Here is a 13,585-nt window from a genome sequence, read left to right on the forward strand (position 1 = left end):
GTCCCGCCCCCCGCCGTCGGCTTCCACCGCCCCCCCCCCGCCCCCCCGCCCCCCCCCCGGGGGCCCCGGGGGGGGGGGGGGGGCCCGCGGCGGGGGGGGGGGGGGGGGGGGCCCCCCCCCCCCCCCCCACCGCTACACGCTTTCGTGGGGACTACTTGACCTGGTACATCCAGATCTGGATGTTGGCCAGCTCGCCGGTCTCGCCCCACTTGTACTGGCGGGCGACGCCGGTGCCGTCGTAGTTACGGACGTAGTCCAGGAGCTCGGCGCGGGTCAGCTTGCCCGAGTCGATGCCCTTGAGCAGGATCGTGGTCAGGTCGTAGCCCTCGACGGAGTAGACGCCGGGCGCCTGGCCGTTGAGCGCCTTGTACTCGGTCGCGAACTTCTCCGGCGCCGGGCTGCACGGGCACGACAGCAGCGCGTCCTTGGACGAACTGCCCGCCTGCCGCACGAACTCGGGGTCGTTGCTGCCGTCGGCGGAGACGAAGGTCGCGGTCACGCCGCCGGAACGCAGCTGCTGCACGAACGGCGCCGCCTCCGCGTAGTAGCCGGCATAGAAGATCGCGTCGGGCTTGGCGGCGGACAGCTTCGACACCGCGGCCGAGAAGTCCTTGTCACCTTCCTTGACGCTGACCGCGCAGGAGGCGTCGGCGGCCGGGCCCGCGGCGGTGATGAACGCCTGCGCCAGACCGGCACCGTAGTCGGTGTTGTCCTGCACGACGCAGATCTTCTTGTAGCCCTTCTCGCCGGTCAGGTAGTTCGCGACGGCCGGGCCCTGCGAGTTGTCGTTGCCCAGGCCGCGGAAGAAGGTCTTCCAGCCGTTCTGGGTCAGCGTCGGGTTGGTGGCCGAGGCGGTCAGCGTGGGCATGCCCGCCTCGCTGAGGATCTGGCCGGTCGCCTTGGTCTCGCCCGAGAAGGTCGGGCCGACCAGCGCCACGATGCTGGGATCGCTGACGATCGTCGGGATCACCTGGCTCGCGATCTGCGGCTTACCCTCGGTGTCGAACTGCTTGACCGAGACCTGACAGTCCGGGTTGGCTTTGTTGTGCTTGTCGAGGGCGAGCTTGACGCCGTCGATGATATTGATGCCGAGCGCGGCGTTGCCACCGGTCAGCGGGCCCGCCATCGCGATGGTCTGGGGCGCGCACTTGGCCTTGCCGTCGCCCGCGGGGTCGGCGGCCGTGCCCGCGTCGGTCGCCGCGACAGCCTTGCCCTGGGTGTCGAGCTGGACGACCGGCTGGATGGAGAGATCGGTGTTGCCGCCACCGCCGCCGTCGGACGACTTGTCGCTGCATCCGGACAACACCAACGACGCGGCAGCTCCGATTACCAGAACTCCTCGCGTCGAACGACTGCGCCATGTCGAACTGAGCACGTCTCACCTCTATGTCCTGTGCTCCCCGGGGTCACCGAGGGGGCCGACCACGTTCAGCCCGGACAGAACATATCGCCGGTTTGTTAGATCCGCATCACATTCGCATCATGTCGGACGCTCCGTGTCCAGTCGTAGTTCACATTATTGTTTCGCTTACGTAAAGTTTTTCGGCTTTCGACGCGAGACACGGAGCGGCGCGTTCCAGCTCACTGCGGGGTGAGGTTCTCCAGCACGACTTCGGCGACCGCCTTCATGGTCGTGCGGCGGTCCATCGCGGTGCGCTGAATCCATTTGAACGCCTGCGGCTCCGACAGTCCCTGGGTCTGCATGAGCACACCCTTGGCACGCTCGACCAGTTTGCGCGTCTCCAAACGATCCGACAGATTCGCGACTTCTGTTTCCAGCGCGGTGATTTCGTGGAAACGGCTCGCCGCGAGTTCGATCGCGGGCACCAGATCGGATTTGGTGAACGGCTTGACCAGATACGCCATGGCGCCCGCGTCGCGGGCCCGCTCGACCAGGTCGCGCTGACTGAACGCGGTCAGGATCACCACGGGCGCAACACGTTTCGACGCGATCTCGGCGGCGGCGTCGATTCCGTCGCGGCGCGGCATCTTGACGTCCATGATCACCAGATCGGGGCGCAGCTCCTCGGCGAGCTCGACGGCCTGCTGCCCGTCGCCCGCTTCACCGACTACCTCGTAGCCCTCTTCCTTGAGCATCTCCACGAGATCCATCCGGATGAGGGCCTCGTCCTCGGCGACGACGACACGCTTGGCCGCGGCCTCACGCGTGGCGCCAGCGCCCCCTGCATTCGTGCTCATGGTTCGACCCCTCTGGATTCCGATGCCTGTCGATCACACCACGACAGACGACGGCACCGGGCGAGCCGGCCGAAAAACCCGTCGTGGGTGACCGAGTGATGTAAAGAGTACCTTTCGCTTCCGCACAGAATGCATTGAGCGGTCGGAAACCGCCGGTGAACGCAAGCGCGGAGACATCGCGCACACCCCGCGACCGATACTCCCCCGCGGAGCGCGGCCGATGCCGCGCTTCCGCCGTGGTGCCGAGTGTGGGACTCGAACCCACACGTCCTTTCGGACAACGGTTTTTGAGACCGTCGCGTCTGCCAGTTCCGCCAACCCGGCGCACCGCGGTCACTATAGCGTCTCGGCGCGCCGGGAAGCGAACCGCCGGTCGAACCGCACGCACGCCCACGTCGTAGTACCGGCAGAGCGGGCACGGCAGAAGGGCGCGGACATGCGGGTGAACAGGATGACGGTCGATCTGGACGCCTACCCCGACCTGGTGATGATCCTGCTCGGGATGCGGGTGCGCACCCCGCGCGGGATGCTGCGCCTGCTCGGCGTCGGCCCCAAGCTCTACCGCTCCCACGCCGACCGCCCCGACGGCCTGATCCTGCACGAAGACGTGGTCTGGTCGATGCTGCCGCCGCACTGGGGCGCCCGGCAGTACTGGCGCGATCTGGATTCGCTCGAGCGCTGGACGCGCTCGGACCCGCACCGGCAGTGGTGGCGGGAATTCCTGCGCGACTCCGGCGGCACCGGCTTCTGGCACGAGGCCTACTTCCGCCGCGGCGGCATCGACGCCGTCTACGACGACATGACCAGGCCGACCGGCCTGGCCGCGTTCGCGCCCGCCGTCCCCGCGCGCGGCCGGATGTTCTCCACCCGGGGCCGGGTGCACGGCGACCCGCCCGCCGTGCCGCCGGTTATTACCGAATCGAATTATTATGACGCGAAGGAGTGATCGTCGACACATATCATCGAGAGGTTTCCAACCCCTATCTCGCGGGTATCACGGTCACACACAACAGATTTGCGCATTGCGATTCATGTACAGCATTCAACCGCGAGGTGAATAAGTAGCACCGCGTCTGTGATGGTTACAATTCCAGCCTTCTGCGCGACAATCGACCCGATTACGGTGTCGGTATGCACGTGCTGTTCGTCTGCAACTCCAATGTCTGCCGGTCGGTGATCGCCGAACGGCTCACCCGGGCGTTCGCGGCGGACAACGGCCTGACCGGCCTGACGGCGGAGAGCGCGGGCACCCGGGCCCTGGTCGGATTTCCGCCCGAACCGCTGGCCGCGGAGACCGTGGCAGGCCTCGGCGGCGACCCCAGCGGATTCAAGGCCCGAAAGCTCAAGCCCGAGATGGTCGATCGCGCCGATCTGGTGCTGACGATGACCGAATCGCTGCGCGACCAGGTCGGTGAGCTGGCCTTCGGGGTCGCGCCGCGCACCTTCACCCTGGCCGAGGCGCATCGGATCGCCAAGGTCACCGGCGCGAAATCCATTGCCGCCCTGCACCGGGCCCGTAACGACCTGGCCTATGTCGGCCGGGAGAACATCGCCGACCCGATCGGGCTGTCCCCCGAGGCGTTCCTCGAGGTCGGCGACCGGATCGCCGAACTGCTGTTCCCGCTGCTGGCCGCGCTGGCGCCGCACGAACAGGACCAGGTCAGCGCGGACGCGCGGCCCGGGCTGGTCATCGAGCCCGCCCCGGCCCGGCCGCTCTCGGCATTTCTGGCCGCGCAGCGCGGACGCTGAACGCAAGGCTGTTCGCCGGGCCGTCGACGGTCTAGACTTCGGCGGACGTGGAAGTTCCCCTTGCAGGTTCGACACACGACAGGACTGGAGACTTGCCGAAACGCATTTCGGATGTTTCGCTCCATGTGTATGTGACCCCGGAAATCCTCGACCGCATCGTCACCAGTGTGCGGACGGTTCTCGACGACCATCTCCAGGACCGCGAGGTCTTCGCCTGGCGCTTCACCCTGCCCGTCGACGCCGCCGATCCACTCCATCGAGAACTCGAATCACAGTGGCGCCGAACGCATCCCGGCGCCGAGCCGGAAGGCGAAGCAACGTTCGAGATCGCGCTGAGCCTGGTCGGCGAGCCGGCCGATCTCACCGATGCCGACATCGCCGACCTCGAGCACGGACTTGCCCTGGCGGTGTACGGCGCGGCCACCCAGGCCGTCCCGTTCGCGCTGCGCGCGGATCAGCGCACCGACCTCGAATGGGAACTCGACGTCGAGCGGCGCTGACCCTCGCTCAGCGGGCCGGGAAGTGCCGGATGACGCCTTCCTGGACGGTGGTGGCGAGCAGTTCGCCACTGCGCGAATAGAACCGGCCCGTCGCCAGTCCGCGCGAGCCGGCGGCCACCGGCGATTCGGTCGCGTACAGCGTCCAGTCGTCGAAGCGGAACGGGCGATGGAACCAGATCGAGTGATTCACCGTCGCCGCGAGAATCCGGTCCAGTCCCCACGACAAACCGTGCGTGGTGATGATCGAATCCAGCACCGTGGTGTCGGAGGAATAGCCGAGCGCGGCCACGTGCAGCAGCGGATCGTCGGACAGCGCGCCGTCGGTGCGCATCCACACGCGGTTGTGGTTGAGCTTCTCGCCGGTGCCCTTGAGAATCCACGCCGGATCGTTGGTGTAGCGCATGTCGATCGGGTGCGGCGCGTTGATGAACATCTCCAGCTTGTCCTCGAAGCCGGCGAAGCTCTCCTCGATCCGGGGCAGTGTCTCCGGATCGGGCACCTGGGGACCCTCGTGGGAGTGCTCGAGACCCTTGCCCCAGTCCTGGAAGGCCGCCAGCATGACGAACAGCTCCTGGCCGTCCTGGCTGGCGGTCACCGTCCGGTTCGCGAGCGCGCGGCCGTCGCGGTGCCGCTGCACGTGGTATTCGATCGGCTTCTTCACGTCGCCGCCGCGCACGAAGTGCGCGTTGATCGCGTGCAGCGGCCGCTCCCCGGCGGTGCGTCCGGCAGCGACGATCGCCTGCGACACCAGCTGCCCGCCGAAGGTGCGGCTCCACACCTTCTCGGGATGGTTGCCGAGGAAGACGTCCTCGCCGATCGGTTCGAGGTCGAGCAGGTCGAGCAGCACCCGCAGATCGGGTGACGGCTCGCCCTGCACGGTCGCGGCCTCGATCGATCCGCCTGCCGAACTACTCACGACTAGTGGTCCTCCTCGCCGATGCGATGAACGTGGATCAGGTTGGTGGAACCGACGGTACCCGGCGGGGAACCGGCGACGATGACCACCAGGTCGCCCTTGCGGTACCGATCCATCGACAGCAGCGCCTGGTCGACCTGATGGATCATCGCGTCGGTGCTGTCCACCATCGGCACGATGAAGGTCTCGGTGCCCCAGGTCAGTGTCAGCTGGCTGCGCACCTCCGGCAGCGGGGTGAACGCCAGCAGCGGCAGCGGGGTGTGCAGCCGGGCCAGGCGGCGCACGGTGTCACCGGACTGGGTGAAGGCCACCAGCGCCTTGGCGTTGAGCCGCTCGCCGATGTCGCGGGCCGCGTAGGAGATCACGCCGCGCTTGGTACGGGGAACGTGGGTCAGCGGAGGGACCCGGTTCGTCTCGGACTCCACCGCGGTGACGATGCGGCTCATGGTGCGCACCGCGTCGATCGGCCAGGCGCCGACCGAGGTCTCGCCGGAGAGCATCACCGCGTCGGCACCGTCGAGCACCGCGTTGGCGACGTCGGAGGCCTCGGCACGGGTCGGGCGGGAGTTCTCGATCATCGACTCCAGCATCTGGGTCGCGACGATGACCGGCTTGGCGTTCTCGCGCGCCATCTGGATGGCCCGCTTCTGTACCAGCGGCACCTGCTCGAGCGGCAGTTCGACACCCAGATCACCACGGGCGACCATCACCGCGTCGAAGGCCAGCACGATGGCCTCGAGGTTGTCGATCGCCTCCGGCTTCTCCAGCTTGGCGATGACCGGCACCCGGCGGCCGACCTTGTCCATGATGTCGTGCACGAGTTCGATGTCGGACGGTGAGCGCACGAACGACAGCGCGATGAAGTCCACGCCCAGTTTCAGGGCGAATTCGAGGTCTTCGATGTCCTTCTCGGACAGGGCGGGGACCGACACGTCCATGCCGGGCAGCGACAGGCCCTTGTTGTTGCTCACGGGGCCGCCCTCGGTGACCCGGCAGACGACATCGTTGCCGTCGATGCTCTCGACCGTCAGGCCGACCTTGCCGTCGTCGACGAGCAGGCGGTCACCGGCCTTGGCGTCCTGGGCGAGCTGCTTGTAGGTGGTGGAGACGCGGTCGTGGGTGCCGTCGACATCGTCGACGGTGATCCGCACCTGTTCGCCGTTGGCCCAGGTGGTACGGCCGTCGGTGAACCGGCCGAGGCGGATCTTGGGGCCCTGTAGGTCGGCGAGGATGCCGACCGCGCGGCCGGTCTCGTCCGAGGCCGCGCGGACCATCTTGTAGTTGTCGGCGTGGTCGGCGTGCTCGCCGTGGCTGAAGTTCAGCCGGGCGACGTCCATGCCGCTTTCGACGAGTTCCCGAATACGGTCCTGGGTGGCCGTAGCCGGTCCGAGGGTGCACACAATCTTCGTCCGTCGCATCACACGGCAAGCCTAGTACTCCCCCGCCTCCCCGCGTACTTCGCCGGTCGGGGGTGTAAGCCCCCTGGCCGACCGGACCGCCGGATATCGGCGGAGCAGGGCGTGGCGTTCCCGGCGAGTTACCCCGGTGTTCACGAAATCGTTTGTCACCGAACGGCGACGTGCCTGGACAGCCTGGTCTCCAGGCGGCTCTGGCCGAAGCCCAGGATGAGGCAGATCACCCAGTAGTAGAGAGCCGCGACGCCGTAGAGGGCGAAGAAGTCGAAGGTCGGCGCGGCCGCCAGCTGCGCGGTGCGCAGTAGTTCGGTGACCAGGATGGTCGAGGCCAGCGAGGTGTCCTTGACCAGCGAGATGAGCGTGTTCGACAACGGCGGCACCGCGATCCGGGACGCCTGCGGGAACACCACGTACCAGAGTGTCTGCGGGTAGGTCATGCCCAGCGACTCGGCCGCCTCCCACTGCCCCGGCGCGACGCTCATGATCGCCGAGCGCACCACCTCCGCGGCGTAGCCGCCGACATTGAGGCTGAACGCGATCACCGCGGCCGGGAACGGATCGATGACGATGTCGAACTGCGGCAGCGCGTAGAACACGATGAACAGCTGCACCAGCAGCGGGGTACCACGGATGATCGAGATGTAGAAGCGGGCGGGCAGCGACAGCGCCCGCTTCGACGACATCCTGGCCAGCGCGACACCGACCGCGATCGCCAGCCCGATGACGAAACTGATCGCCGTCAACGGCAGCGTCGCGGTCACCGTGGCCTTCAGCATCGGCCACAGGTTGTGCCAGATCAGCTCCCTGGTCGCGGGATCCATCCGCTATTTGCTGACGTCGGTGCCGAAGTACTTCTCCGACAGCCTGGTCAGCGTGCCGTCGGCGCGCAGCTGTTCGAGCGCCTTGTCGATGTCGGCGATCAGGGCGGCGTCGTCCTTGCGGGCGGCGAAGGCCTGCTTGCTGGTCTCGCCGGTCTTGCCCGCGATCTTGATGCCGGTGTCGCCGGTCTTCTTGGTGTACTCACCCACGGCGAGGGTGTCGTTGACGGTCGCGTCGACGCGGCCCGCCTTCAGCAGCTGTACCGCCTGCACGAACCCTTCGACCGCTTCGACTTTCGCGCCGGCGCCCGCGGCGACCTTGCCCCAGTTGCTGGTGGCCGACTGCGCGGTGGTCTTGCCCGGCAGGTCCGCCAGCGAGGTGATGGTGGTGTTGTCGGACTTGGTGACGATCACGCCCTCCGACGTCGTGTACGGCTGCGACAGCGAGTACTTGGCGGTGCGTTCGGGATTGACGGTCACCTGGTTGGCGACCAGGTCGAAGCGCTGGGACTCCAGCCCGGCGAAGATCGAGTCCCAAGGCGTCTGCACGAATTCGACCCGCTTGCCGAGCTTCTCACCGATCGCCTGGGCGACCTCGACGTCGTAACCGGTGAGGGTGCCGTTGTCCTGATAGCTGAACGGCGCGTAGGTGCCCTCGGTGCCGACTTTCAGCACGTTCGGGTCGGCGTCGGACGAACAGGCCGACAGACCCGTCGCGGCGACGACGGCGAGCACGGCGGCGGCAAGCAGTTTGCGCACGGACATCCCTTTCTCCGCTGCGCGCATCGGGCACGCGCAGGCCAAGCGACGCTACGGCGCCGCGCTGGACCGACACAGAGTATCGCTCACGGTGAGCGCAATCCCGGCCGGGAAACACGAAACGGGTACTCCGCGGACGCGGAGTACCCGTTTCTGGTGCGTAGCGATCAGTCGCGCAGCGGACGGCCCTGCGCGTCGGGCACCTTGCCGGTGAGCATCATGATGCCGTCGATCAGCGGCCAGATGGCGCCGATGCCACAGGTCAGCCAGACCACGGCGATCTGGGCGATGCCCAGACCGGTGTAGCCCAGGTAGAAACGACCGACGCCGAAGCTGCCGAGGAAGATCTCGAGCAGACCGGCCATCAGCTTCTGCTTGTCCGAGAACGGGACACCGTACATGTCGCGGCCGTACGGCGCTTCCGGATCGGCCGGGTTGTAGCCCTGCGGCATGCCGCCGTAGGGCGCGGCGCCGTAGGCGGGCTGCGGCTGGGCGTACGGGTCGGCGGGCTGGCCGTACTGCGGCTGCGGCTGACCGTACTGCGGCTGGCCGTATCCCGGCTGCGGCTGCTGCCCGTAGCCGGGCTGCTGCGCGTACGGATCCGAGGGCTGGCCGTAGGCAGGCTGACCGTACTGCGGCTGGGCGCCGGAGTCGGGCTGCTTACTCAGGTCGGGACCGTACTGGGGATTGGGGTTGTAGGGGTCGGTCACTCATGTCCTCCATCATTCGTGCGGGTACCCGTCGTGGCCCCCGGCCAGTGGCGATCGGCCGAACGGCGGTGCGCCCGCGACGATCACCGGCCATTGTGGTCATAAGGACCGGCCGTTGTCTCCTCGGGTACCACACGAACGGTCCGCAGCACTCGTAGGCAGTATCGCGACGGGCGCCCGGAATGTTGCCGGACGCCCGTTCACTTCGTACGAGAGGTCGCTGATCAGGCCTTCTTCGCGCCCGACTGCTGTGGCTCGGCGGTGTCTGTCTGCTCGCCGGCGGCGGCGGTGTCCGATTCGACCTTGTCCGGCGCCGGCTCGGCGGTGTCCGAGGCAGTGCCGGCCGCCGCGTCCTTCGATTCCTCCGCGTCGGTGGTCTCCACGTCAGCGGCCTTCGCCTCGGCCGAAGCCGTTGCGGCAGTGGACTTGTCGAGCTCGACGGCGGCGTTGTCGGCCGCGCCCGCGGCCCGCAGCGCCGAGAACTGCCACGGCCACGGCCGCGGCTCGCCACCGGGCTGCAACTGCGCGGGTGTCTCACGGCCCTTGGTCGCCAGCGCGAAGTAGGCCATGGCGCCGAGGAAGACCAGTGCGGCGGTGAACGAGTTGATCCGGATGCCGAGGATGTGGGTGGCCTCGTCGTTGCGCATCAGCTCGACGAAGAAGCGGCCGAAGCTGTAGCCGGCCACGTAGAGCGCGAACAGGCGGCCGTGGCCGATCTTGAAACGCTTGTCCAGTTGCACCAGCAGCACGACGACCAGCACGTTCCACACGAGCTCGTACAGGAACGTCGGGTGCACGACCTCGAGCACCCGCCCGGTCGAGACCCCGTTCATCATGTCCCGCGCACCGGTCTCCGGGTCGAACCGCTCGTAGATCTCGAGACCCCACGGCACCTCGGTGGTGCGGCCGTAGAGCTCCTGGTTGAAGTAGTTGCCGAGGCGGCCGATCGCCTGCGCGAGCAGCACGGCGGGCGCGATGGCGTCACCGAGCGCGGGCAGCGGGATCTTGTAGACGCGGCAGCCGATCCAGGCGCCGATGCCGCCGAGGAACACCGCGCCCCAGATGCCGAGGCCGCCCTGCCAGATGTAGAGCGCCTCGATCGGGTGCTTGCCGGGGCCGAAGTACTTCTGCCAATCGGTGGCCACGTGGTAGAGCCGGCCGCCGACCAGGCCGAACGGCACCGCGAACATCGCGACATCGAGGACCGCGCCCTGCTGACCGCCGCGCTGTTGCCACCGGCGCTCGCCCCACCAGATGGCGACGACGATGCCGAGGATGATGAACAGCGCGTACGCCCGAAGCGGGAAGGGTCCGAGGTGCCAGACACCCTGCGGCGGACTCGGAAGGTAGGCCAGGACTGAGTTCACGGCCCCCACGTTAGTTCAGTGCCGTACCGGCGAGTGACTGTGACCCTGACGGCGGTGGTCGTCGACATGACAAGGCCACCGCGCCGGACCCGGATACGACCGAGCACAACACAGTTGCGCAAGGACTTGGATAACTCACCGGGGACGGGCTGCGCCGGCTCCCGCCTGACCGCCGGCCGCGTGGCCGTCCGACCCCGCGCCTAGATCTGGCCAGAAGTCGCGGAGAGGCGGGACCGCACGCCGTCGGCGAGCTCGCTGGTCAGGGCGCGCACCGCGTCCAGGCCCTCGGCGGCGGCCGAGACCAGCGCCGATCCGACGATCACGCCGTCCGCGTAGGCGGCGATCTCGGCGGCCTGGGCCCCCGAACGCACACCCAGGCCGACCCCGATCGGGATGTCGGAGTGCGCGCGGATGCGGGCGCACAGCGCGGGCGCGGCCGAGGAGACCACGTCGCGGGCACCGGTCACGCCCATGGTCGAGGCGGCGTAGATGAATCCGCGCGAGGCCTCGAGCGTCTTCACCAGGCGTTCCTCGGTCGAGGACGGCGCGACCAGGAAGATGCGATCCAGGTTGTGGGTGGCCGAGGCGATGAACCAGTCGTCGGCCTCGTCCGGAATCAGGTTCGGCGTGATGATGCCCGCGCCGCCTGCCGCGGCCAGGTCGCGCGAGAACTTGTCGACGCCGTACCGGAGCACCGGGTTCCAGTAGCTCATCACCACGGCTTGACCACCGGCGTCGGTGATCGCCTCGACGACGGAGAACACGTCGCGCACCCGCACGCCACCGCGCAGCGCCTGCTCGGCGGCGGCCTGGATGGTGGGTCCGTCCATCACCGGATCGGAGTAGGCGACGCCCACTTCGACGATGTCGCAACCGGATTCGACCATGGCCCGGCAGACCTCGATGGACCCGGCCAGATCGGGGTAACCCGCCGGCAGGTAGCCGATCAGGGCGGCCCGGTTCTCGGCACGCGCGGCCGCGAAGGTGTTGGCCAGGCGGGACTGCTGACTCACTGGGCGTTCTCCTCGGCGGCGTCGTCGTCGAACAGGCCGAACCAGTGGCCCGCGGTGTCCATGTCCTTGTCGCCGCGGCCGGACAGGTTGACCAGGATGATCGCGCCTTCGCCGAGCTCCTTGCCGAGCTTCAGCGCACCGGCCACGGCGTGCGCGGACTCGATCGCCGGGATGATGCCCTCCGAGCGCGACAGCAGCAGCAGCGCGTCCATCGCCTCGGTGTCGGTGATCGGCGCGTATTCCGCGCGGCCGATGTCCTTGAGGTGGGCGTGCTCGGGGCCGACGCCCGGATAGTCCAGACCGGCCGAGATCGAATGCGACTCGATGGTCTGGCCGTCCTCGTCCTGGAGCAGGTACGAGTACGCGCCCTGGAACGCGCCCGGGGTGCCGCCGGTGAAGGTGGCCGCGTGCCTGCCGGTCTCGACGCCGTCGCCGGCCGCCTCGTAGCCGATCAGCCGCACACCCGCGTCGGGGATGAAGGCGTGGAAGATGCCGATGGCGTTGGAGCCGCCGCCGACGCAGGCCACGACCGCGTCGGGCAGCCTGCCGACGCGCTCGGTGATCTGCTGGCGCGCCTCGATCCCGATGATGCGCTGGAAATCGCGCACCATCAGCGGGAACGGGTGCGGCCCCGCGGCGGTGCCGAAGCAGTAGTAGGTGTCGTCGGCGTGGGAGACCCAGTCGCGCAGCGCCTCGTTGATGGCGTCCTTGAGGGTCTGCGAACCGGTGGTCACCGAGACGACCTCGGCGCCGAGCAGCCGCATCCTGGCCACGTTCAGGGCCTGGCGGGCGGTGTCGACGGCGCCCATGTAGATGACGCAGTTCAGGCCGAGCAGCGCGCACGCGGTGGCGGTGGCCACGCCGTGCTGGCCCGCGCCGGTCTCGGCGATGACGCGGGTCTTGCCCATCCGCTTGGCGAGCAACGCCTGGCCGAGCACGTTGTTGATCTTGTGCGAGCCGGTGTGGTTGAGGTCCTCGCGCTTGAGGAAGATCCGCGCGCCCCCGGCGTGCTGGGCCAGGTTGGCGCACTCGAACACCGGCGACGGACGGCCGGTGTAGTCGCGCTGCAGCCGATCGAGCTCGTCGAGGAAGGTGTGGTCGGAGCGGACCTTGTCGTACTCGGCGGTGACCTCCTCGATCACCGCCATCAGCGCCTCGGGGACGTGCCGTCCGCCGTAGACGCCGAAGTGGCCGCCCGCGTCGGGCTCGTAGTCGCTGTGCTGGGCGACGCCCGCACTGGCCTGGGGCAGCGCGGTCACCGGATGCTCCGCCGGGCCGGCTTCGGGCAGGACGGATGGGTACCGGCGGTCACCAGCTCCGACACCGCGGCGCGCGGGTTACCGCTGGTCACCAGGCCCTCGCCGACGAGCACCGCGTCGGCGCCCGCGCCGGCGTAGGCCAGCAGGTCGGCGGTGCCGCGGATGCCGGACTCGGCCACCCGGATGACCTCCGAGGGCAGGCCGGGAGCGATCCGCGCGAACACGTCGCGGTCGACCTCCAGGGTCTTGAGGTTGCGAGCGTTGACACCGATCACCGACGCGCCCGCTTCCAGCGCGCGATCGGCCTCTTCCTCGGTGTGTACCTCCACGAGAGCGGTCATGCCCAGTGATTCGGTGCGGTCGATCAGCGAGGACAGCACGTCCTGCTCGAGCGCGGCCACGATCAGCAGGATCACATCGGCGCCGTGGGCCCGGGCCTCGTGGATCTGGTACGGGCCGACGACGAAGTCCTTGCGCAGGACCGGGATGTTCACGGCGGCGCGGACGGCATCGAGATCGTCGAGCGAACCACCGAAACGCCTGCCCTCGGTGAGCACGCTGATGATGCGCGCGCCGCCGTCTTCGTAGGCCTTGGCCAGGACGGCCGGATCGGGGATGTCGGCCAGCGCGCCCTTGGAGGGGCTGGCACGCTTCACCTCGGCGATGACACCGATCCCGTCCTCGTGCAACGCGGCGTTCGCGTTCAGCGGCGCCTTGGCGGCGGCCGCTGCGGCTTTGATCGCCTGAAAATCGAGGAGGGCTTCGCGAGCGGCAACATCCGCCCGAACCCCGTCGAGAATCGAGTCGAGTACCGTCATCTGGCTCGAATCCTTTCTGGGGAGACGAACTTCTCACCTGAGAGTCCCCTCAGGCGCTGTCT

The 13,585-nt window shown here is 68.5% G+C and carries 14 protein-coding genes and 1 tRNA gene; 3 read left to right on the forward strand and 12 right to left on the reverse strand.

Going from position 1 to position 13,585, the window contains the following annotated elements:
* Positions 1 to 151: 151 nt before the first annotated feature.
* The 3 genes from ACIO52_RS30740 to ACIO52_RS30750 all read right to left on the reverse strand — a co-directional run bounded on the left by ACIO52_RS30740 (position 152) and on the right by ACIO52_RS30750 (position 2,523).
* Positions 152 to 1,309, reverse strand: a complete 1,158-nt coding sequence (locus tag ACIO52_RS30740) for a branched-chain amino acid ABC transporter substrate-binding protein (protein ID WP_218716852.1) — start codon at positions 1,307 to 1,309, stop codon at positions 152 to 154.
* 272 nt (positions 1,310 to 1,581) lie between these two features.
* A complete protein-coding gene (locus tag ACIO52_RS30745) occupies positions 1,582 to 2,199 on the reverse strand; it encodes an ANTAR domain-containing response regulator (protein WP_218716853.1) in 618 nt (205 codons plus the stop codon).
* Between the two features lie 237 nt (positions 2,200 to 2,436).
* Positions 2,437 to 2,523, reverse strand: a tRNA-Leu gene (locus ACIO52_RS30750).
* 112 nt (positions 2,524 to 2,635) lie between these two features.
* On the opposite strand from ACIO52_RS30750, the gene ACIO52_RS30755 reads away from it, so the two are divergent.
* The 3 genes from ACIO52_RS30755 to ACIO52_RS30765 all read left to right on the forward strand — a co-directional run bounded on the left by ACIO52_RS30755 (position 2,636) and on the right by ACIO52_RS30765 (position 4,448).
* Positions 2,636 to 3,145: a monooxygenase family protein gene (locus ACIO52_RS30755; RefSeq protein ID WP_316574070.1), complete on the forward strand. Its 510-nt coding sequence runs from the start codon at positions 2,636 to 2,638 to the stop codon at positions 3,143 to 3,145.
* Between the two features lie 185 nt (positions 3,146 to 3,330).
* Complete coding sequence (locus tag ACIO52_RS30760; RefSeq protein WP_218716855.1) at positions 3,331 to 3,948, forward strand: low molecular weight phosphatase family protein; 618 nt, start codon at positions 3,331 to 3,333, stop codon at positions 3,946 to 3,948.
* 131 nt (positions 3,949 to 4,079) lie between these two features.
* Complete coding sequence (locus ACIO52_RS30765) at positions 4,080 to 4,448, forward strand: hypothetical protein (protein WP_308248380.1); 369 nt, start codon at positions 4,080 to 4,082, stop codon at positions 4,446 to 4,448.
* Positions 4,449 to 4,455: 7 nt separating this feature from the next.
* Here ACIO52_RS30765 and ACIO52_RS30770 read toward each other — a convergent pair whose 3' ends face one another.
* From ACIO52_RS30770 to trpC, 9 genes are all read right to left on the reverse strand, one after another.
* Complete coding sequence (locus tag ACIO52_RS30770) at positions 4,456 to 5,364, reverse strand: acyl-CoA thioesterase II (RefSeq protein WP_308248381.1); 909 nt, start codon at positions 5,362 to 5,364, stop codon at positions 4,456 to 4,458.
* Between the two features lie 2 nt (positions 5,365 to 5,366).
* Positions 5,367 to 6,785 (reverse strand): pyruvate kinase, encoded by a 1,419-nt coding sequence (gene pyk / locus ACIO52_RS30775; protein WP_218716857.1) that lies wholly within the window; start codon positions 6,783 to 6,785, stop codon positions 5,367 to 5,369.
* A gap of 143 nt (positions 6,786 to 6,928) precedes the next feature.
* Entirely contained in the window at positions 6,929 to 7,600 is a 672-nt protein-coding gene (locus tag ACIO52_RS30780) for an amino acid ABC transporter permease (RefSeq protein WP_255587146.1), read from the reverse strand.
* Positions 7,601 to 7,603: 3 nt separating this feature from the next.
* On the reverse strand, positions 7,604 to 8,356 hold the full coding sequence (locus ACIO52_RS30785; protein ID WP_402648877.1) for an amino acid ABC transporter substrate-binding protein: 753 nt from the start codon (positions 8,354 to 8,356) through the stop codon (positions 7,604 to 7,606).
* Between the two features lie 167 nt (positions 8,357 to 8,523).
* Entirely contained in the window at positions 8,524 to 9,066 is a 543-nt protein-coding gene (locus tag ACIO52_RS30790) for a TM2 domain-containing protein (protein ID WP_342801716.1), read from the reverse strand.
* A gap of 224 nt (positions 9,067 to 9,290) precedes the next feature.
* Positions 9,291 to 10,442, reverse strand: coding sequence for a prolipoprotein diacylglyceryl transferase (lgt, locus tag ACIO52_RS30795; protein ID WP_402648800.1), 1,152 nt, complete (start codon positions 10,440 to 10,442; stop codon positions 9,291 to 9,293).
* Positions 10,443 to 10,633: 191 nt separating this feature from the next.
* Positions 10,634 to 11,446, reverse strand: coding sequence for a tryptophan synthase subunit alpha (trpA, locus tag ACIO52_RS30800; RefSeq protein WP_218716860.1), 813 nt, complete (start codon positions 11,444 to 11,446; stop codon positions 10,634 to 10,636).
* On the reverse strand, positions 11,443 to 12,705 hold the full coding sequence (gene trpB / locus ACIO52_RS30805; RefSeq protein WP_316574066.1) for a tryptophan synthase subunit beta: 1,263 nt from the start codon (positions 12,703 to 12,705) through the stop codon (positions 11,443 to 11,445). Before trpB ends, trpA begins: the two co-directional genes overlap by 4 nt.
* Positions 12,702 to 13,523 carry an indole-3-glycerol phosphate synthase TrpC gene (gene trpC / locus ACIO52_RS30810; protein ID WP_218716862.1) on the reverse strand — a complete coding sequence of 274 codons (822 nt, stop codon included), beginning with the start codon at positions 13,521 to 13,523 and terminating at the stop codon, positions 12,702 to 12,704. Before trpC ends, trpB begins: the two co-directional genes overlap by 4 nt.
* Positions 13,524 to 13,585 lie beyond the last annotated feature (62 nt).

It is taken from the genome of Nocardia sp. NPDC087230 (assembly GCF_044744725.1).
GTDB lineage: Bacteria > Actinomycetota > Actinomycetes > Mycobacteriales > Mycobacteriaceae > Nocardia > Nocardia canadensis.

Bases quoted from the DNA above. Each gene is read 5' to 3' on its own strand.
- ACIO52_RS30755 (WP_316574070.1), top strand. From the start codon at position 2,636: ATGCGGGTGAACAGGATGACGGTCGATCTGGACGCCTACCCCGACCTG.
- ACIO52_RS30745 (WP_218716853.1), bottom strand. From the start codon at position 2,199: ATGAGCACGAATGCAGGGGGCGCTGGCGCCACGCGTGAGGCCGCGGCC.
- trpC (WP_218716862.1), bottom strand. From the start codon at position 13,523: ATGACGGTACTCGACTCGATTCTCGACGGGGTTCGGGCGGATGTTGCC.
- ACIO52_RS30780 (WP_255587146.1), bottom strand. From the start codon at position 7,600: ATGGATCCCGCGACCAGGGAGCTGATCTGGCACAACCTGTGGCCGATG.
- ACIO52_RS30760 (WP_218716855.1), top strand. From the start codon at position 3,331: ATGCACGTGCTGTTCGTCTGCAACTCCAATGTCTGCCGGTCGGTGATC.